Source organism: Cellulosimicrobium sp. KWT-B (genome assembly GCF_002127155.1).
Taxonomy (GTDB): domain Bacteria; phylum Actinomycetota; class Actinomycetes; order Actinomycetales; family Cellulomonadaceae; genus Cellulosimicrobium; species Cellulosimicrobium funkei.
The window spans coordinates 1,289,205-1,307,112 of record NZ_NEDO01000001.1 but is presented as its reverse complement, the minus strand read 5'-3'; the positions used below and the strand labels follow the sequence as shown (position 1 = coordinate 1,307,112).

Annotated in this window: 16 protein-coding genes; 9 read left to right on the top strand and 7 right to left on the bottom strand. The window is 75.5% G+C overall.

What is annotated here, in order from left to right; genetic code table 11:
- Positions 1–115 precede the first annotated feature (115 nt).
- Positions 116–535, top strand: coding sequence for a phage holin family protein (locus tag B9L22_RS05660; protein WP_086149496.1), 420 nt, complete (start codon positions 116–118; stop codon positions 533–535).
- Between the two features lie 95 nt (positions 536–630).
- Here the strand turns inward: B9L22_RS05660 and B9L22_RS05655 are convergent, their stop codons facing one another.
- Both B9L22_RS05655 and B9L22_RS05650 read right to left on the bottom strand, forming a co-directional pair.
- Complete coding sequence (locus tag B9L22_RS05655) at positions 631–2,418, bottom strand: SulP family inorganic anion transporter (protein ID WP_198947205.1); 1,788 nt, start codon at positions 2,416–2,418, stop codon at positions 631–633.
- The gene (locus tag B9L22_RS05650; RefSeq protein ID WP_198947204.1) at positions 2,402–3,739 is read right to left on the bottom strand and encodes an ion channel protein; all 1,338 of its coding nucleotides are present in this window, start codon (positions 3,737–3,739) and stop codon (positions 2,402–2,404) included. The genes B9L22_RS05655 and B9L22_RS05650 overlap by 17 nt, the downstream gene beginning before the upstream one ends.
- A 179-nt stretch (positions 3,740–3,918) precedes the next feature.
- Between B9L22_RS05650 and B9L22_RS05645 the strand changes: the two genes are divergently transcribed.
- Together B9L22_RS05645 and B9L22_RS05640 are read left to right on the top strand one after the other, a co-directional pair.
- Positions 3,919–4,416: a DUF1269 domain-containing protein gene (locus tag B9L22_RS05645; RefSeq protein WP_086149495.1), complete on the top strand. Its 498-nt coding sequence runs from the start codon at positions 3,919–3,921 to the stop codon at positions 4,414–4,416.
- Positions 4,417–4,575: 159 nt separating this feature from the next.
- Positions 4,576–5,247, top strand: a complete 672-nt coding sequence (locus B9L22_RS05640; RefSeq protein ID WP_086149494.1) for a GAP family protein — start codon at positions 4,576–4,578, stop codon at positions 5,245–5,247.
- Between the two features lie 45 nt (positions 5,248–5,292).
- On the opposite strand, the gene B9L22_RS05635 is transcribed toward B9L22_RS05640, so the two are convergent.
- Positions 5,293–6,576 (bottom strand): AI-2E family transporter, encoded by a 1,284-nt coding sequence (locus B9L22_RS05635; RefSeq protein ID WP_233139742.1) that lies wholly within the window; start codon positions 6,574–6,576, stop codon positions 5,293–5,295.
- A 136-nt stretch (positions 6,577–6,712) separates the two neighbouring features.
- On the opposite strand from B9L22_RS05635, the gene B9L22_RS05630 reads away from it, so the two are divergent.
- The 4 genes from B9L22_RS05630 to B9L22_RS05615 all read left to right on the top strand — a co-directional run bounded on the left by B9L22_RS05630 (position 6,713) and on the right by B9L22_RS05615 (position 8,498).
- On the top strand, positions 6,713–7,120 hold the full coding sequence (locus tag B9L22_RS05630) for a hypothetical protein (protein ID WP_086149493.1): 408 nt from the start codon (positions 6,713–6,715) through the stop codon (positions 7,118–7,120).
- 49 nt (positions 7,121–7,169) lie between these two features.
- Positions 7,170–7,601: a DUF6325 family protein gene (locus B9L22_RS05625; protein ID WP_086149492.1), complete on the top strand. Its 432-nt coding sequence runs from the start codon at positions 7,170–7,172 to the stop codon at positions 7,599–7,601.
- 61 nt (positions 7,602–7,662) lie between these two features.
- Positions 7,663–7,998 (top strand): SHOCT domain-containing protein, encoded by a 336-nt coding sequence (locus B9L22_RS05620; protein WP_086149491.1) that lies wholly within the window; start codon positions 7,663–7,665, stop codon positions 7,996–7,998.
- Positions 7,999–8,015: 17 nt separating this feature from the next.
- Positions 8,016–8,498: a DUF1269 domain-containing protein gene (locus B9L22_RS05615; protein WP_021479816.1), complete on the top strand. Its 483-nt coding sequence runs from the start codon at positions 8,016–8,018 to the stop codon at positions 8,496–8,498.
- A gap of 11 nt (positions 8,499–8,509) precedes the next feature.
- Here B9L22_RS05615 and B9L22_RS05610 read toward each other — a convergent pair whose 3' ends face one another.
- Entirely contained in the window at positions 8,510–9,619 is a 1,110-nt protein-coding gene (locus tag B9L22_RS05610) for a sigma-70 family RNA polymerase sigma factor (protein WP_086149490.1), read from the bottom strand.
- A gap of 142 nt (positions 9,620–9,761) precedes the next feature.
- Positions 9,762–11,996 carry a SpoIIE family protein phosphatase gene (locus tag B9L22_RS05605; protein WP_086149489.1) on the bottom strand — a complete coding sequence of 745 codons (2,235 nt, stop codon included), beginning with the start codon at positions 11,994–11,996 and terminating at the stop codon, positions 9,762–9,764.
- Positions 11,997–12,161: 165 nt separating this feature from the next.
- Between B9L22_RS05605 and B9L22_RS05600 the strand changes: the two genes are divergently transcribed.
- Entirely contained in the window at positions 12,162–12,845 is a 684-nt protein-coding gene (locus B9L22_RS05600; protein ID WP_233139741.1) for a SigE family RNA polymerase sigma factor, read from the top strand.
- A complete protein-coding gene (locus B9L22_RS05595; protein ID WP_086149488.1) occupies positions 12,842–14,035 on the top strand; it encodes a hypothetical protein in 1,194 nt (397 codons plus the stop codon). Before B9L22_RS05600 ends, B9L22_RS05595 begins: the two co-directional genes overlap by 4 nt.
- Positions 14,036–14,092: 57 nt before the next feature.
- On the opposite strand, the gene B9L22_RS05590 is transcribed toward B9L22_RS05595, so the two are convergent.
- Both B9L22_RS05590 and B9L22_RS20685 read right to left on the bottom strand, forming a co-directional pair.
- The gene (locus B9L22_RS05590) at positions 14,093–14,884 is read right to left on the bottom strand and encodes a 2,3-bisphosphoglycerate-dependent phosphoglycerate mutase (RefSeq protein ID WP_086149487.1); all 792 of its coding nucleotides are present in this window, start codon (positions 14,882–14,884) and stop codon (positions 14,093–14,095) included.
- A gap of 3 nt (positions 14,885–14,887) precedes the next feature.
- Positions 14,888–17,833 (bottom strand): helix-turn-helix transcriptional regulator, encoded by a 2,946-nt coding sequence (locus B9L22_RS20685; protein ID WP_304441582.1) that lies wholly within the window; start codon positions 17,831–17,833, stop codon positions 14,888–14,890.
- Positions 17,834–17,908 lie beyond the last annotated feature (75 nt).

The following is a 17,908-nucleotide window of genomic DNA, read 5'->3' as shown; positions in this document are numbered from 1 at the left end:
GGCGTCCCGGGCCCCAGGGGCAGGTGTCCCGACCTCCCGGGCAGGTCGCACGGGGCGGGACTCCCGCGCCGCACCAGCGGTTGCGGAACCTCCCGCGCGGCGGGACGGTTGCGGCATGATCCGGTTCCTGCTGAGCTTCGCGATCAACGTGGTCCTCGCCGCCGTGGGCCTCCTCGTCGCCGCGAACGTCTTCGACGGCGTCACGGTGCACACCTCCGGGTTCACGGTCGCCGTCCTCGTGTTCGCGGTGGCCCAGGGGGTGCTCGCGCCCTTCGTGTTCAACATCGCGCGCAAGTACGCGTCCGCGGTGCTCGGCGGCATCGGCCTCGTGTCGACGTTCCTCGCGCTGTGGATCGCGACGCTCGTGGGCGACGGCCTGGAGATCTCCGGGGCCTCCACGTGGATCGGGGTGACGGTCGTCGTCTGGCTGATCAGCGCGCTCGGCGGCTGGCTGCTCGGGTGGCTCGTCCTCACCCGCTGGTGGGACCGCCGCCAGGAGGACAAGCGCATCCGCGAGGCGACGGCGCGCGGCTGACGCCGTCCGCGCCGGTCCCGCGCCGCTGACCAGCCGCTGACCGCCCGCCGAGAAGCCGCGACGCGCCGGAAAGGCCGCCGTCGACGACGGGTCGCCTAGGCCGACCCGTCGTCCTCCCGGCGCGCCCAGCGCTCGGCGTCGCGGAACCCGGCCTCCAGCGCTCCCAGGACCTCGTCGGTCGCGTCGACGACGGCGTCGGCGCCCAGCTCGTCGACGGTGCCGGTCCGCTCCAGGAGGCTGCGCATCGCGGGTGTCACCCCGGCGAGGACGAGCCGGTTCCCCTGCGCGGCGAGCCGTCGGGCGGTGCGGTGGAACAGGTCGATCACCGCCGAGGACGGGATGTCGGGAAGCGTCCGGAGCACGAGGACGAGCACGGCGCGCCGGGCGCCGGAGCCGTCGGGGAACTGGTCCTCGATGCGGGGGAGCGAGGCGAAGAACGACGTCCCCGAGAACTCGAGCACGGTGACCTCGCCGGAGCGCAGCCGCGCGGGCGTGCGCCGCGACGTCCGCCAGCGCCCGTCGGGCTCTCGGGTGAGCAGGACGAGGCGGGACTGGCGCGCCGCCTGGACGCAGTACAGCAGGAGCGACAGGACCGCGCCGAGGACGATGGCCTGCTGGAGGGGGAGCTGGGTCGTCGCGGCGAACGTGACGACCATCGCGAGCGACGACAGGGGCGACGTCCGCAGCACGAGGAGGATCTCGTGGCGCTTGCCCCAGACGAGCTCGCCGCCGACGACGAGGATGAGCCCGCCGATCACCGGCATGGGGATGAGCTCGGCCAGGCCGCCGAGGAGCAGCACGACGAGCGCGAGGAACACGCCGCTCACGACGCCCGCCCAGCGGGTCCGGGCGCCCGCCTCGGCGGCGACGCCCGTGCGGGACATCGAGCCGCCGCTGGGCAGCGCCTGGAAGAGGCCGCCGGCCACGTTCGCCCAGCCCTGCGAGCGGAAGTCGGCGTCGGTGTCCGAGCGGGAGCCGTCGGGGTTGGGCATCGACGGCGCGATGGACGCGGCCTGCGCGAGCGCGACGAGCGCGACGGCGACGGCGCCCCCGACGAGCGCGGGCGCGACCGAGAGGTCGGGCAGCGACAGGCCGGGGAGGGCGGACGGGATCGAGGCGATGTCGGCGACCTGGCGCACGTCGATGCCCGCCGCGACCACGACGACGGTCACGACGACGAGGGACACGAGGAGCGCCACGGGCACGAGGCGGCGGACCGACCGGGCCAGCGCCCACACGAGGACGGTCCCGGCCGCGACGAGCGTGGACGCGAGGTCCCACGACGTCACGTGCACGAGCCAGTCGCCGAGCTGGTACAGCCGGTTGTCGCCGCGCGGGTCGTACCCGGTCGCGTCGCCGAGGACCCCCGTGATGATCTGGAGCGCGATGCCGGTCGAGAAGCCCACCATGACGGCGTTGGACACGAAGCTCATCACGGCGCCGAGGCGCAGCGCGCCGAGCACGAGCATCACCAGGCCGACCATGATCGTCAGCGTGGCGACGTTGGCCGGGTCGGTCGGCTCCAGCCCGGCGGACGCGAGCACGCTCTGCGACGTGAGCGCGATGGCGCTCGTGAGCGTCGTGATCATGAGGACGGTCCGCGCGGTGATCGAGCCGACGATCGCGGGCACGATGCCCGCGTAGAGGCCCGCGACCGGGTTGAACCCGGCGATGGAGGCGTACGCCATGCCCTCGGGGATGGAGAAGAGCCCGGTCACCATGCCCGAGACGACGTCGGAGCGGGTCGGCCGTCCCGCGCGCCGCAGCATCCCGGCCGCCCCGCGCCGCCCGGGTGGTGGCACGGCCGCGGGGTCGGCGTGGACCTCGGCCTCGGCCTCGGCCCCGGTGCCGGACGTCGCGTCGTCGTCACCGCGCTCCGCCACGACCACCACCCTCCGCCGTGCGCGCCGGGCCGGGGGCGGTGGCGAGCGCGGGGAACTCGGGGGTCCCCGGGGGGAGGTCGACGCGCAGCGGGGGCATCGAGCGGGCGACGAGCCACAGCGGCAGGACGGCCACGCAGAGCACGGGGAGCAGGTGGACGTCGCCGACGGTCACGGCCGCCATGAAGAGGGCGAGCCAGCCGTCGCGCGCCACGACCAGGACGGCGCCGAGGACGCCGGCGGAGACGGCGATCGCGGGCGGCACGGCGGGGACGAGGGACGACGCCGAGAGGCCCAGCGCGACGCCGATGAAGACCGCGGGGAAGATGCGGCCGCCGCGGAACCCGGCGGCCGCCGCGACGACGAGGGCCGCGACCTTGACGACGGCCATGAGCAGGATCGTGGACCAGGCGTACGTGTCGGCCTGCTGCGCGAGCTCCTTCATCTCGTCGAGGCCCTTGAACAGCGTGAGCGGTCCGCCGAGGACGCCGAGGAGACCGAGGACCAGACCGCCCGCGCCGAGCGCCAGCACCGGGCTGCGGAGGCGGTGGAACAGCGTGTGCACGACGGGCAGCGCGGCCACGGCGAGCGCCGTGACGAGGGCGGCGACGGCGCCGATCAGCACGCTGCTCGCGACGTCGCCGAGGGCCGGGCCGGGGTAGTCGGGCAGGTCGACGGAGAACGTCGGGGCCCCGACCGCGGTCATGGTCACGGCTCCCGCGCCGGCCGCGGCGAGGGGCGCGAACAGCCGGTCGAACAGGGGGCCGCTCTGCCCGCCGCGCTCCGCGAAGCTCTCCGTGAGGACGAGCGCGGCGGCGACGGGGGTGGCGAACATCGCGCCGATGGTCCCCGCCAGCGCGAGCGCAACGGCGCCCGGCACGGGGACGCCGAACCGGGGGCGGCAGAGGAACCACGCGGCGAGCGCGACGTTGAGGGCGATGATCGGGTTCTCGGGCCCGAGGCTCACCCCGCCGGCGAGACCGAGGACGAGGGCCAGCGCGAGACCGGGCAGGGCCCGGAGCGGGAGCGGGGCGGCGACGAGCTCCGACGTGGCCGGGTCGATGCCGGCGTGCCCCGGGGCCCACCGGACCGTGGCGCCCACGAGCAGCCCGGTGACGGTGAGCACGAGCACGGTCCACCACGTCCCTGTGCTCGCGACCCCCCACGCCTCCGGCAGCCGGTCCCACACGAGGTGCTGGATCCACGTCGCGAGCTCGGAGAGCGCGAGGAGCGTCAGGGCGCTGACGATCCCGACGACGAGGGCCGGCACCACGGAGCGCAGGAGGCGACCCGACGTCGTCCCGGTAGCCGGCGCGTCGGACACACGGGAAGAGAACCACGGGGGTGGTCGCACCGCATCCGGAGCCGCAGCACCCCCACCGCGCCGCTGCGCGGGTCCTCGACGCTCGCCGCGCGCGACCCGGGAGGCGGGGATACGTTCGACGCGTCACGGGGCGCGACGGCGCGCCCCCGCCGAACGAACGATCCGGAACGAGGTCTGACGTGGCAACGCTCACCGTGTGGAAGTTCGACACCCCCGAGGGCGCCCAGCGCGCCGAGGACGCGCTCCTCGCCCTCCAGAAGCAGGAGCTCATCCAGGTCCAGGACGCGGCCACCGTGTCCTGGGAGGAGGGCAAGAAGAAGCCGAAGACACGCCAGGGGAACAACACGACCGCCGTCGGGGCGCTCGGCGGCACGTTCTGGGGCCTGCTGTTCGGGCTCCTGTTCTTCGTCCCGCTCCTGGGCGCGGCGATCGGCGCGGCGTCCGGCGCCATCGCCGGCGCGCTGACGGACGTCGGCATCGACGACGACTTCATCGACTCCGTGCGCAGCAAGGTCACGCCGGGCACGTCCGCGCTGTTCGTCCTCACGTCGGGCGCGGTGATCGACCGCGTGCACGAGGCGCTCCAGGCCGAGGGCGTCCACGGCGAGCTCATCCAGACGAACCTCTCCGCCGACGAGGAGGCCAAGCTCCGCGCGGCCTTCGACGAGAACGCCTGAGCGGTCGAGGGCCCGCGGCGATGCCGCACGGGTGAGGTGCCCGACGGCGGTGCGTGACGCCGTCGGGCACCTCGCCCGCCCGCGCGCCTCCGTCCGCGCGCCGTCGTCCCCGTAGCTCCCGCGGTCCCACCCGGGACCGGACCACGAAGGAGGCCGCCCATGGGCGCGGCGATCGGCCAGTCCCTCCCCATCGCGGTCGGCGTGCTCGTGAGCCCGCTGCCGATCGTCGCCGTCGTGCTCATGCTCGTGAGCGGGCGCGCGAAGGCCAACGCCTTCGCGTTCCTCGTCGGCTGGTTCGCCGCGGTCGGCGCGGTGACGCTCGTCGTCGCGCTGGTCGCGGGGTCCGCCGTCCCGCAGGACGGCGGACCGCCGCTGTGGGCGGCCATCCTCAAGCTCGTCCTCGGCGTGCTGCTGCTCCTGCTCGCGCTCAAGCAGTGGCGCGGGCGCCCGCGCGACGGCGTCGACCCGCCCGCGCCCCGCTGGATGGCCGCGATCGACGCCTTCACGCCCGTCAAGGCGGCCGGGCTCGCCGTGCTCCTCGGCGCGGTCAACCCGAAGAACCTGCTGCTCGTCGTCTCGGGCGGTGCCGCGATCGCGTCGGCCGCGCCGGACGACACGACCGCCCAGGTGGTCGCGGCCGTCGTGTTCGCCGTCGTGGCGAGCATCGGGGTGGCGGCGCCCGTCTTCATCTACCTCTTCATGGGCTCCCGCGCGGCCGCGATGCTCGACGCGCTCAAGGCCTGGATGACCCACAACAACGCGGTGATCATGGCCGTCCTGCTGCTCGTCCTCGGGGCGAAGCTGCTCGGCGACGGCATCGCGGCGCTCTGACCGCGCTGCGCCCGGCCGGGGGTGCCGTCGGCGCGGACCGTCCCGCTAGTCGATGCCCTCGGCGCGCCGCTCGTCGACCGTGCGCTCGGCCTCGAGGTTCGCCTCGCGGTTGCGGCGTCGGCGGCGGGCGGTGCGCCCGTCGCCGTCCTTGCCGTCGCCCTTCCCGTCCCCCTTGCCCCGGCCCGGGCCGTGGCCCTCGGCGTCCGGGTCGTGGAGCATGTGCGACTCGATGAGCTCGTGCCGCTGGAGGTAGGTGTTCCCGACGGCCTGGATCGTCGCGGCGATGGGCAGGGCGAGGAACGCGCCCAGCGCGCCGAACACCGCGCCGAACGCGAGCACGACGACGAAGCTCACCGCCGGGTTCATCTCCAGCGCCCGGGCGGAGACCTTGGGGGAGAAGTACAGGTTCTCGAGCTGCTGGTACCCGATGATGAACGCGAGCACGCCCAGGGCCTGCGGCAGCCCCTGCGACGTGAGCGCGACGGCGACGGGCAGCGCGCCGCCGATGTACGTGCCGATCGTGGGGACGAACTGCGAGACGACGCCCGTGAACACCGCGAGCGGCAGGGCGTACGGCGTCTGGAGGATCAGCAGGAAGACGAACGTGAACACGCTCGACAGCGCGGCGAGCACGATGCGCGAGTTGATGAAGTCCGACACCTTGACCTGGGTGATCTCCCAGAGGCGCAGCACCTCCTCCTGCCGGTTCGGCGTGAGCCAGCGGCACACGGCCGCCCGGAACCGCGGTCCCGCGGCGAGGAGGTAGTAGGTGACGAGGAGGATCGTCAGGCTCGCGAAGACCCCGCCGACGATCGTGGTCGTCACGACGATCGCGCCGGACGCGACGTCGTCGCCGAAGTCGTTGATGACCTGCTTGAGGAGGTCGTCGGAGTCCGGGATGACGACGTCGAAGCGGTCCGCGACGAAGTCCTGGATGCTCGCGTACAGCGCGGGGATCGACTGGACGAGCTGGACGAGCTGCTGGACGAACAGGTTCCCGAACAGGGCGAGCACGACGAGGATCCCGACGAGCGACCCCAGGAGCGCGACGGCGGCGGCCGCGCCCCGCCGCCAGCCGTGCCGCACGAGCCACACGACGATCGGCTCGAGCGCGAGCGCGACGAAGAACGCGATGAGGATGTTGACGCCCAGCGCCTTGAGCTGACCGAGGGCGTACCAGGCGAAGACGCCGACGAAGACCGCGACGACGGCCATCGCGAGCGCGCGGGGCACCCAGCGCGGCGGCCGCCGCGAGTCGTGCTGGACCGGGCGCGTGCCGGCGTCCGGGACGCCCGACCACGGGTCGTCGGTGGAGGGCGGCGTCGTCATGGCCACGAACCTAGCGGGGCCGCCGGGCAGCGGTCCCGGGACGCGCCGACCTTCCGGATGCCGAACCGGGCGGCCGGTGCCACGATCGATCCGCACGCTCGTCCGGTCGGGGCTCCACGGTTCTCAGGAGGATGGCATGGCACGCTCGTCACAGGTGACGGCATGGGTCGGCTGGGTCTGGTTCGCGGGCATCGTGCTCGTCACGATCGGCTTCTTCAACGCCATCAGCGGCCTGGTCGCCGTGTTCTCCCCGAACAGCCTCGTCGGCGTCTCCGACGCGGGCATCGTCGTCCTCGACGTGTCGACGTGGGGCTGGATCCACCTCGTCATCGGGGTGCTGCTCGTCCTCACCGGCTTCGCCCTGCTGTCCGGCAAGGGCTGGGCGCGCATGGTCGCGATCGTGCTCGTGGTCGTCAACGCGATCGCGCAGTTCACGACCCTGCAGGTCACGCCGTGGTGGTCGCTCATCACGATCGTGCTCGACGTCTTCGTCCTGTGGGCGCTCGTCGTCCACGGCGACGAGGCCGAGCGCGCCGCCCGCTGACCGCCTGCTGCGCACCACCCCGCCCTCGGCCTGCTGACAGGAGCACCCCATGGCAACGTCCACCTTCGGCCCGGTCGAGATCGTCGCGGTCGCGTTCCCCACCGAGCGCATCCCGGACGGCATCCAGGCCGCCGTCCTCGAGGTGCTCGCGCAGGGCACCGTCACGCTCCTCGACCTCGCCGTGGTCCGGCGCTCGCGCGACGGCGACGTCGAGGTGCTCGAGGTGACCGACCTCGGCGACGAGCTCGCGATCACCGACGTCGAGCTCACCGCGGCCGGTCTCGCGGCCGAGGAGGACCTCGACCACGTCGCGGCCGGTCTCGCGCCGGGCACGTCCGCCGTCGTGCTCGTCGTCGAGCACACGTGGGCGCGTGCCCTGGTGGCCGCGACCCGCACCGCCGACGGCGTCGTGCTCCTCAGCGAGCGCGTCCCCGCCGAGGTGGTCAACGAGGTCGCCGACCTCGCGCTCGCCGACGGCTGACCCGCTCGGCCCGGGCGTCCCTGCCCGGGCGCCGACCCGTCCGACAGACAGGAGTGACCACATGCTCGTCCGACGATTCGGGCGCCCCGGGCTCATCGGGACCGCCGCCCGCACCGCCGTCATCGCGGGCACGGCCTCCGCGACCGCGGGAGCCGTGCAGCGCCACCAGGCGAACCGTGCCCAGGAGTCGTGGGAGGCCCAGCGGGCCGCGGCCGCGCAGGACCAGGCGAGGGTCGAGGCGGCCGCGCAGCAGGCCGCGGCGCAGTACGCGCAGCCCGCTCCCGCGTCGGTGCAGGACGACCTCCTCGACCAGCTCGAGCGGCTCGGTCAGCTCCACTCCTCGGGCGTCCTGAACGACGCCGAGTTCGCCGCCGCCAAGGCCAAGCTGCTCGGCTGAGAGAAACGGAGAGAACGATGGCCACCTTCACCGTCTGGAAGTTCGACTCCCCCGAGGGCGCCGACGCGGCGTCCCGGATCCTCCACGACTCCGCGTCCGAGCACGCCGTCAAGATCGTCGACACCGCCGTCGTGTCGTGGCCCGAGGGCGCGGCCAAGCCGACGACGCGCCACGGCCACCAGGACGAGTGGCGCGGCACGGGCTGGGGCGCCTTCTGGGGCCTGCTGCTCGGGTCGCTGTTCTTCGCGCCCGTGCTGGGCGCCGCGGCCGGGGCGGCGATCGGCGCGTCGACGAAGGCGATGGAGGCCGTGGGGATCGACAAGGACCAGCTCGATCGCATCCGCGAGGGCGTGACGCCCGGGACGTCGGCGCTGTTCGTCGTCACCGAGGACGGTGACCTCGACCGCGTCGGCGAGCGGTTCCACGGGGTCCACGGCACGCTCGTCGCCACGAACCTCACGGACGCCGAGCGGAGCACGCTCCTCGAGACGTTCGGCTGACCCTCGGCGCGTCAGTCGTCGAGGCGCTCCGGGAGCCCGAACAGCGGAAACCACGAGGCCGTGTCGAGGAACGCGTTGATGGCCGTGACGCGGCCACCCTCCGTCTCGACGACCTGGAGCGCCCACGGCTCGTGACCGCCGTCGGCCGCGCGGCGGTACTGGCCGAACCCGAACGTGCCGTTCACCGCGACCGGGACCATGCGCGAGCCCTCGCACTCGTGACCCGGGCCTGTCATCCACGTGACGATGTCCGCCGGGCCGCGCATCCACAGCGGGTACGGCGGCATCGACAGCGTCGCGTCCTCGTGCAGGATCGCGACCAGCGCGTCCATGTCGTAGCGCTCGAACGCGTCGAGGTAGCGCTCGAGCAGAAGCTTCTCCTCGTCGCCGAGGCCCGCGTTCGCCGCGACCGGCGCGGCCGACCCCGTCTCGTCGCCCAGGCCCGAGCTGTCCCAGTGCGCGCGCGCCGCGAGCGTGGCGCGGGCGCGCTGCAGCGCGCTGTTCACCGACGCCACCGTCGTGTCGAGGAGCTCCGCGACCTCGCTCGCCTGCCAGCGCAGCACCTCGCGCAGCAACAGCACCGCGCGCTGGCGCGGCGGCAGGAACTGGAGGGCGGCGACGAAGGCGAGGCGGATGGTCTCGCGCCCCACCGCGACCTGCGCCGGGTCGCCGTCGTGCGGGAGCACCCGGTCGTCGGGGACGGGCTCGACCCACGTCTCCTCCGGCAGCACCTGGCCCAGGTTCTCCAGCTCCGGGGCCTGGGGTCCGCCCAGGCCCATCGGGCGCTCGCGCCGCTTGCGCGCACCGAGCGCGTCGAAGCACACGTTCGTCGCGATGCGGTACAGCCACGAGCGCAGGGCCGAGCGGCCCTCGAAGCGGTCGTAGGACCGCCACGCGCGCAGGAACGTCTCCTGCACGGCGTCGTCGGCCTCGAACGACGACCCGAGCATGCGGTAGCAGTAGCCGGTGAGCTCGCGCCGGTGGCCGTCGAGGACGGCGTCGAGGTGCTCGCGGTCGGGCAGCGGGTCGGGGGTGGTCCCAGCGGCGGTCGCGGGGGCGGTCCCGGCGGCGGTCGCGGTGGCGTCGCCGCGCAGGGTCGCGGGGGTGGCGAGGTCGGTCATGGTGCTTCCTCTCAGGACTCGGTCGTCTCGACGTGCACGAGGGGTCACGGGATCGCGCGCGGTGCCCGGGGGGAGTGGCCCACCTCACACACGCTACCGCCGCCCTCCGACACCGCACAGGGGCACCGGACGACCGTCCGGGTCAGCCGTCGAGGTCCAGCTCGAACCAGACGGTCTTGGCCGCGCGGCCGTCGACCGCGTCGTCGCCGGCCGCACCGCCGCCGGTCCTGCCGCCCCCGGCCGGGTCACCCTCGGCCGTGCCGCCGTCGGCCGGGTCGTCGTGGAGGTCGACGCCCCAGCGCGACGCGCACCGTTCGAGGAACTGCACCCCCCGGCCGCCCGTCTCCTCGGGCCGCGGCGAGCGCAGCCTCGGCAGCGCCGTCGACCCGTCCTCGACGCCGACCCGCACCACCCGGTGCCCGACCTCGAGCTCCGCCCGGACCGGCGTCGTGCCGTGCTGCACCGCGTTCGTGAGGATCTCGCTCGTCAGGAGCATCGCGACGCGGCGGACCGCGGGCGACACGTCGCAGCTCTCGAGCACGTCGTCGACCCACCGCCGCGCGGGGCCGATCGCCGTCGACGTGTGCTCGACCGGCCGCGTCAGCACCGACGGGCGCCCGGGCGCCGGCGCCCGCGGGACCGTGTGCCGCACGCGCAGGGCGAGGACCGCGACGTCGTCCCGCTGGTCGGCGACGAGGCGGCGGACGAGCGCGTCCGGGACGGCCGACGTCGCGGTGCCCGCGTGCTCGCCGAGGACGGACCGCAGGCCGGCGAGGCGCTCCGCGAACGACGTGCCGCGGCGCTCGACGAGACCGTCGGTGTAGAGGAGCAGCGTGTCGCCCGGCGCGAGGCGCGTGCGGTGGTCGTGCCGCTGCGTGCTCGGCAGCACCCCCAGCATGAGGTCGGGCGCGGACTCGAGCGGGTCGACCGTCCCGTCGGCGCGCAGCACGAGGGGTGGGGGGTGCCCGGCGTTCGACCACGTGAGGTCGAACCCCTGCGGGGTGCGGTCGAGCCGCACCACGACGGCCGTCGCGCTGGAGTGCAGCGCGAGCCCGCGGTTCGCGCGGTCGAGCAGGCGCAGCAGCACGGCGGGCGGCTCGTCCTGGCACCAGGCGAACGTCCGCAGCATCGACCGGAGCTGGCCCATCTGCGCCGCGGCGCGCATGTCGTGCCCGGTGACGTCCCCGATCATGAGCACGCACGCGTCGTCGTCGAGCACCACCGCGTCGTACCAGTCGCCGCCGACCTGGTCCGTGCGGGTCGCGGACGCGTACGTCGCCGCGAGCTCCGCGCCGCGCACGGGCGGCAGCTCGGTGAGCATCGCGGCCTGGAGGGTCGCCGCGACGCGGTGGCGCTCCTCGAGCAGCCGGACGCGCTCGACGGCGTGCGCGACGTACGACGCGATCGTCGTCTCCGTCTTCACGGCGTCGTCGTCGAACTCGCGGACCGTGTCCCACGCGAGCGCCACCACGCCCAGGAGGCGGTCGTCCGCGAGCACGGGCACGAACGAGCGCGCCTCGACCGTGTCGGGCGCGATGAGCGACGCGGCCTCGGGGAACCGCTCGCCGTACTGCACGTGGTCGCGGAAGAACAGGGGCTCGCGCGTCCGCGCCGCGGTCGACGCGGCCCGGTCCGCGTCCACGCGCATGCGGCGGAACGACGCCGGAACCCCCGGCTCCAGGTGGTCCAGCGTCGTGAACTCGAGGCGGGTGCCGCCGCCGTCGAGCAGGGCGAGCCCGGCGTAGCGCGCGCCGATGGCCGCCCCGACGGCGGCCAGCCGCTCGGCGACGTCGCGGACGGACGTCGCGGCGGCGAACGACTCGGACAGCTCCAGGAGCAGGCGCGACCGCTTGTTCGCCGCGAGCGCGACGCGCTGCATGCGCTTCGCGCGGGCCTGCGCCAGGCGCAGCCGGAGCTCGGACGTGCACGCGGACGCCAGGTCCGCGAGCGTCGCCAGCTCGTCGTCCGACCAGGTGCGGGGCCGCGGGTCGAACGCGCACAGCGACCCGACCGCACGGCCCTGCGGGTCGAAGATCGGGAAGCCCGCGTAGGCGACGACCCCGATGTCGTCGACGGCCCGCAGCGTGGCCAGGTGGGGGACGGTGCGCGCGTCCTCGACCACGAGCGGGCGCGCCTCGTTCGCCACGAACTGGCAGAACGTGTGGCTGCGGGGGGTCCGGCGCGCCGACTGGTACGGCTCGGGCACGCCGTGCGCGCCGGGCAGCACCGCCTCGTCGTCGAGGACCAGCGTGACGAGCGCCGACGACACCCCGAGCTGCCGGTGCACGAGCCGCGCGAAGCGGTCGAACGACTCGTCCGCCGCGGGCTCGGCGAGCCCCGCCTGGACGAGCTCGTGGATCGCCTGGGCGTCGGTCATGGTCCAGTATCACCGGGACGAGCCTGGTCAAACAGCGCAACCCGCCCAGCGCGGCGCGGCGCCGGGGGTGAAATCGGACAGAAGGGAACGTCGCGGGCAGGTGCTGCGTGTTCCGCTCGTGAGACGACGACACGACGGCGGCCGCCCGCCGAGCAGGGTGGCACGGTGAGCGCGCGGGACCGCCCCGGGCGGTACGAGCTCGTGCTCGAGCAGGGGGACGGGGTGCTCGGGGACGAGGAGCGCGGGCCCGACGACGGGTGGCCGCCCGAGGCGCCGCTCGAGGTCGACGTGGTCGCCCGCCGCACGCGCGACGAGGAGTTCACCGCGTTCATGCGCGAGGCCCGCGACCCGCTGCACCGCATGGCGTACCTCCTGTGCGGGGACCGGCACCGCGCGGAGGAGCTCACGCAGCACGCCCTGGAGCGCACCTACCGTGCCTGGCCCCGCGCGGCGCAGCGCGACCCGCTCGCCTACGCACGCCGCGTCCTGGCGAACCTGCGGATCGACACGTGGCGCCGCACCCGGCGCGAGGTGCTCGCCGGGCCGGACGAGCTCTCGTCCGCCGAGCGAGCAGCCCGTCCGGTGGGGCGCGACGGCGGGACGGGCACCGCCGCGGTCGACGACCGGGACGCCGTCGTGCGCGCGCTCCTCGCGCTCCCGGTCCGGCAGCGGCGCGTCGTCGTGCTGCGCCACCTGCTCGACCTCAGCGAGAACGAGGTCGCGGCCGAGCTCGGCATGCCCGTCGGCACCGTGAAGTCGACGGCGTCGCGCGGCCTCGCCCGGCTCCGCACCCTCCTCGGCGCCCCCGCCGACGGCGCCACCACGACCAGCGGAAGGACCGCCCGATGAGCCGCGAGACCGGTTCGACGCCCACCCCGCCCGACGACGACTTCCTCCTGCGGCTGCGACGCACGGCCGACGACGCCGTCCCGCCCTCCACGCTCGACCTCGACGTGGTCCTGCGGTCGAGCCGGCGCGGTGCGCAGCGCCGCCGGTCCCTCGCGGGGGTCGCGGGCGTCGTCGCGCTGGGGCTCGTCGGGACGGGCGTCGTCACGGCGGGCGGCCCCGGCGGCGTGCGCGAGCTCGCGCGCGAGGTCGTCACCGGCTCCCCGGGGTACGAGGTGCTCGTCGACGAGCCGACCACGGTCGACGTCGCGCCCGGCGTCGTCGCCGTCGCCGAGCCCGCCACGTACCTGCGCGACGACGGCACGTACGTCCTCGACCTCGGTCTCGGCGCGTGGCGCGACGGCGAGCGGTTCCTCGTCGAGTACGACCCGGCGCCGTCGGCCGGCGAGGATGCGCGGGGTCTGCGGGTCCTCGCGGGAGACGACGACGACCTCGCCGCCCTGCGCCGGGGCGACGACGCCGGGACCCTCGTGCACGACGGCTTCCAGCACCTGATGCTGCTCCAGCGTGCCGGCGGGGAGGACGGGCTCGTGCTGAGCGTGCAGTCGTCCAGCACCTCGGCCGGGTCGGACCCGTCGTGGGAGCGCGACCGCCATCAGACGTGGGTGGCCGTGGCCGGGGAGCCGCCGGGCGCCACCGGCCCGACGTTCCGGCTCCCCGACGCCTGGGCGGGCGGGGTGTTCCTCAACGCCGCGCTCTTCGGGCCGGAGGCGGGGCGGGTGACGGACGTCCGCGGCGTCCTGTCCTCCACGACGTACTCGGACGGGACCTCGAACTCCCTCGACACCTGCGGCTCGCCGCTGACCGACCCGCGCCAGGACCGAGCCTGCCGGTTCTCGTACGACCCGTCGACACGCGAGGTGGTGCCGGTCGAGGCGCCGCCCTCCGTGCTCGACCGGTCGGTCCTCGACCGCCTCCTCCCGGTCATCGCCGAGCCCAGGGACGAGCAGGAGACCGGGCTCCGGACGTGCCTCGCCGCGCGGGGGGCCGAGCCGGACGTGCTGCCGAGCCGCTGGGGCCTCGACCCGAGCGGTGTGGACGGGGACGCCTGGCGACAGTGCCAGATCGACGTGTCTCTGGTCTCGTCGGCGCGTTTCGCGGAGTGGGCCGAAGCGATCGCGGCCGGACCGTGACCGCCACCCCGGCGCGGGGGCTCGGCTCCAGGTTCCGCCGCGGGCGGCACGAGCCCGTCAGGTGCCCCCGCGGGCCCGGAGGTCCGTGACCGCGTGCTCGGCGCCCTGCGCGTCGAGGTAGGTGCCGCCGCGGACCTCGGGGACGAGCGCGCCGTCGGGCCCGGCCGTGAAGCGGTGGACGAGCGGGTGCCCGGTGGGCACGTCGAGCTCCTGGACCTCCTCGGGCGTGAGGTCGTCGACGAGCACGGACAGGGCGCGCAGCGAGTTGCCGTGCCCGACGACGAGCGCCACCTCCCCGTGCAGGAGCCGCACACAGGTGGCGGCCCAGAAGGGGCGCAGGCGCTCGACGACGTCCGCGAGGGACTCGGCGTCCGGCCGCAGGGTGGCGCGCGCGGCGTCGGGCAGGCGCAGGAGCGTGTCGTCGACGAGGGCGCGCGCCGGGTCGTCGTCGGCGAGCGGCGGCGGCCGGTGCAGGTACGACCGGCGGTAGCGCCAGTAGGCGGCCTCGCCGTAGTCGCGGCGGACGACGTCGCGCAGCTTGTCGGTGAACGCGCCGTAGTGCCGCTCGACGAGCCGCCACTCGACCGCGAGCGGCGGGGGCCCGGGCAGGGCCTCGGCCACGACGGCGGCCGTCGCGGACGCGCGCACGAGCGGCGAGGTCACGACGCGCCGCGGGGCGAGCGCGGGCTCGCGCGCGACGGCGTCCGCGAGGAGCCGCGCCGCGCGGCGTGCCTCGGCGACCCCGACGTCGGAGAGCGGCACGTCGAGCAGTCCGGTGAAGCGGTCGCCCGCGTTGAACGTGCTCTGCCCGTGCCGCACGAGCACGAGCGCCCCGGGCGACGGGTCCACGCGTCAGACCTCGAGCAGCCCGCGCTGGTGCGCGAGCGAGACGGCCTCGGCGCGCCCTGACGCGCCGAGCTTGGCGAGGACGTTCGACACGTGCACGCTGACGGTCTTCCCGGAGATGAACAGGCGCTCGCCGATCTGCCGGTTGGTCAGGCCCTGCGCGACGAGCAGCAGCACCTCCTCCTCGCGCTCGGTGAGGACGGCCGTCGTGGATCGGCGGACGCCGGGCAGGTCGAGGCGACCGCGCCGCCCGAGCGCGCGGACCGCCTCGGCGAGCGGCGCCGCGCCCATGGCCTCGGCCTCCTCGAGCGCCTGCGCCGCCTCGATCTCGGCGGCGTTGCGGTCGCCCGCCCCGAGCAGGGCCTGGGCCCACCGGAACCGGGACCGCGCGACCTCGTACCGGTAGCCGTAGTCGAAGAGGCGCGTCGTCTCCTCCCACAGCGCGGGGTCGTCCGTGCCGGTGAGGCGCGAGTGCTCCGCCGCCGCGCGCGCGAGCCACGCGCGGCCCTCCGGCCCGAGCCGACCCCCGCGGGGGCGGCCGCGCTCGGCGGTCGTGCGGGCGGCGTCGAGCAGCTCGGCCCCACGGGCGACGAGCTCGCGGACCGTGGCGGCCCCCGCCGCGCCCTGGAGGCGCGCGGCGTCCGCGGCGTCGGCGAGCGCGGCGAGCGCGAGGGCGGAGATCCAGATGCGGCCCAGGAAGTAGTCGCTCCACGTGCGGCCCAGGTGGTCGACGAGCTCGACGGCGAGCGCCACCGCCTCGTCGCGGCGCCCGGCCCACGTGAGGGCGTCGATCGAGCAGCCGCCCGAGATGAGCGCGATCTGCCCGTCCCGGAACCAGTCGCGCCGCAGCGCGGTGCCCCGCGCGATCGCGTCCGCGTCGCCGCGCGCGACGGCGGCGTAGAGCTGGACGCACGAGAGCTGCGGCGCGGAGCCCTCGGGCATGGTCTCGCCCGCGGTGTCCGTGGGGGTGAGGTCGCCGAGCACGTACCGGACGAGGTCGCGGAACAGGCGCAGCTCCACGCCGTACGCGCTCCACCCGAGACCGGTCGCCCGCGCGCGGTCGAGGCCGTCCTCCGTGACCTGGAGGGCCTCGTCGATGCGGCCCGCGTAGTAGCGGTTCGCGGCGATGTTGTACCAGCAGCGCAGCTCGGTGAGGATGTCGCCCGCCTCGACCGCGCGCTCGCGCGCCTGGGCGAGCAGCACCGCGGCGCGGTCGTCGTCGGCGACCTCGAGGATCGCCATCGTGGTCAGCACGTCGGCCTCCACGTCGGGCGCGTCGAGGCGGTGCGCGACGTCGATCGCCTCGGCCGCGACCTCGGCGGCGAGCTCGTCGAGGTCGGCGTTCATCGCGGCGCGCGCCCGCATGGCCAGCGTCCACGCGCGGTCGAGCGACGGCGGCTCGACGGGCAGGACGGCGAGCGCCGCCTCGGTGTGCGCGAGGGTCTCCTCGACCTCCTCCGTGCCGAGCAGGTACCGGGACAGCACGTGCCGCAGCGACGCCTGCCGCATCGGGTCGTCGGCGGTGCCCTCGACGACGCGGCGCGCCAGCGCCACCGCGCGGTCCGGCTCGCCCGCGCGGCTCGCGGCACCGGCGGCGGCGAGCGCGACGGTGACGCGGTCCTCGCCGAGGAGGGTCGCGGCGTCGGGCACGGCCTGCCACAGCGCGAGCACCTGCTCGAGGTGCCGCAGCTCCTCCGCGGGCGCGAGCACGCGCGCCGCCTTGCGCGCCGCGGCGCGCGACGCGGTGAGCGCGGCCGGGAGGTCGTGCGCGGCGAGCGCGTGGTGGGCCCGCAGGGCGGGGGAGCCGAGCGCCGGGTCGTCGTCGAGCGCCGCGAGGTACGCGCGGTGCACGCCGACGCGCTCGCCCGGGAGCAGGTCGGACGCGACCGCCTCGGCGAGCAGCGCGTGCCGGAACACGACCGTGTCGCGCGCGCCGTCGCCCTCGACCGCGAGGACGTGGTGCGCGATGGCCTCGCGCAGCGCGGCGTCGAACGGACGCCCGGACGACCGGTCCGCGGGCTCGCCCTCGTCGGTGTCCCGCGCCAGCGCGGCCCGCAGGAGCGGCTCGCTCACCTGGCGTCCCGAGACCGACGCGACGCGCACGAGGTGCTGGACGGCCGGGTCGAGCCCCTCCAAACGGGCGCGCAGCACGTCCGCGAGCGACCACGGCAGCTCGTCGCCCAGGCCCGACTCGACGAGCTCCTCCGCGAAGTAGGCGTTCCCCTCGGAGCGCGTGCGCACGGACTCGAACGCGGCGGGCGGCAGCGGGCTGCCGGCGAGCGCCGTCGTGAACTCCCGCAGCTCGCGCTCGGTGAAGGGCGAGAGCTGCACGTGCTCGACGCGCGGGTGGCGCAGCAGCTCCGCGAGCACCGGGCGCAGAGGGTGGCGGCGGTGCAGGTCGTCCGCGCGGTAGCTCGCGACGACGAGGACGTGCTCGGCGCGCAGGCGTGCGACGACGAAGCGCAGGACGTCGCGGCTCGACGGGTCCGCCCAGTGCAGGTCCTCGACGACGAGCACGAGCGGCGCCTCGGGGGTCCCGGACGCCGCGATCGCGGCGGCGACGCTCTCGAAGAGCTGGAGGCGCTCGCCCTGGCTCTGCTCGTCGTCGGCCGGGGTGCCGGCGTCGAGCAGGCGTGCGAGCGCGGGACGGGCCGCGACCGTCTCGTCGACGGCGGGGTGCTGGGCGCGCAGTGTCGTGAGCGCCTCGGAGAAGGGGAGGTAGGGGAGGCCGACCTCGCCGAGGTCGACGCAGTGGCTCCACACCACCGTCGCGCCCGTCCCGGCGGCGAGCTCCGCCGCGCGCGTGAGGAGGCGCGTCTTGCCCACCCCCGCGTCCGCACCGACGAGCACGACGCCCGGCTCGCCGCGGCGCGCGCGCTCGACCGCCGCGGCGAGCACGTCGAGCTCGGCCGCGCGGGCCACGAAGGGCGCGCGCGTGGAGGGTCGGGGCACGGTCCCCATCCTCGCAGCGGGCACCGACACGTGACCAGCCGATCGGCCGCCCCCGGCCGGACGGGAGACCTCGCC

Bases quoted from the DNA above. Each gene is read 5' to 3' on its own strand.
- B9L22_RS05660 (WP_086149496.1), top strand. From the start codon at position 116: ATGATCCGGTTCCTGCTGAGCTTCGCGATCAACGTGGTCCTCGCCGCC.
- B9L22_RS05620 (WP_086149491.1), top strand. From the start codon at position 7,663: ATGCTCGTCCGACGATTCGGGCGCCCCGGGCTCATCGGGACCGCCGCC.
- B9L22_RS05610 (WP_086149490.1), bottom strand. From the start codon at position 9,619: ATGACCGACCTCGCCACCCCCGCGACCCTGCGCGGCGACGCCACCGCG.
- B9L22_RS05605 (WP_086149489.1), bottom strand. From the start codon at position 11,996: ATGACCGACGCCCAGGCGATCCACGAGCTCGTCCAGGCGGGGCTCGCC.
- B9L22_RS05625 (WP_086149492.1), top strand. From the start codon at position 7,170: ATGGCAACGTCCACCTTCGGCCCGGTCGAGATCGTCGCGGTCGCGTTC.
- B9L22_RS05615 (WP_021479816.1), top strand. From the start codon at position 8,016: ATGGCCACCTTCACCGTCTGGAAGTTCGACTCCCCCGAGGGCGCCGAC.
- B9L22_RS05640 (WP_086149494.1), top strand. From the start codon at position 4,576: ATGGGCGCGGCGATCGGCCAGTCCCTCCCCATCGCGGTCGGCGTGCTC.
- B9L22_RS05595 (WP_086149488.1), top strand. From the start codon at position 12,842: ATGAGCCGCGAGACCGGTTCGACGCCCACCCCGCCCGACGACGACTTC.
- B9L22_RS05630 (WP_086149493.1), top strand. From the start codon at position 6,713: ATGGCACGCTCGTCACAGGTGACGGCATGGGTCGGCTGGGTCTGGTTC.
- B9L22_RS05635 (WP_233139742.1), bottom strand. From the start codon at position 6,576: ATGACGACGCCGCCCTCCACCGACGACCCGTGGTCGGGCGTCCCGGAC.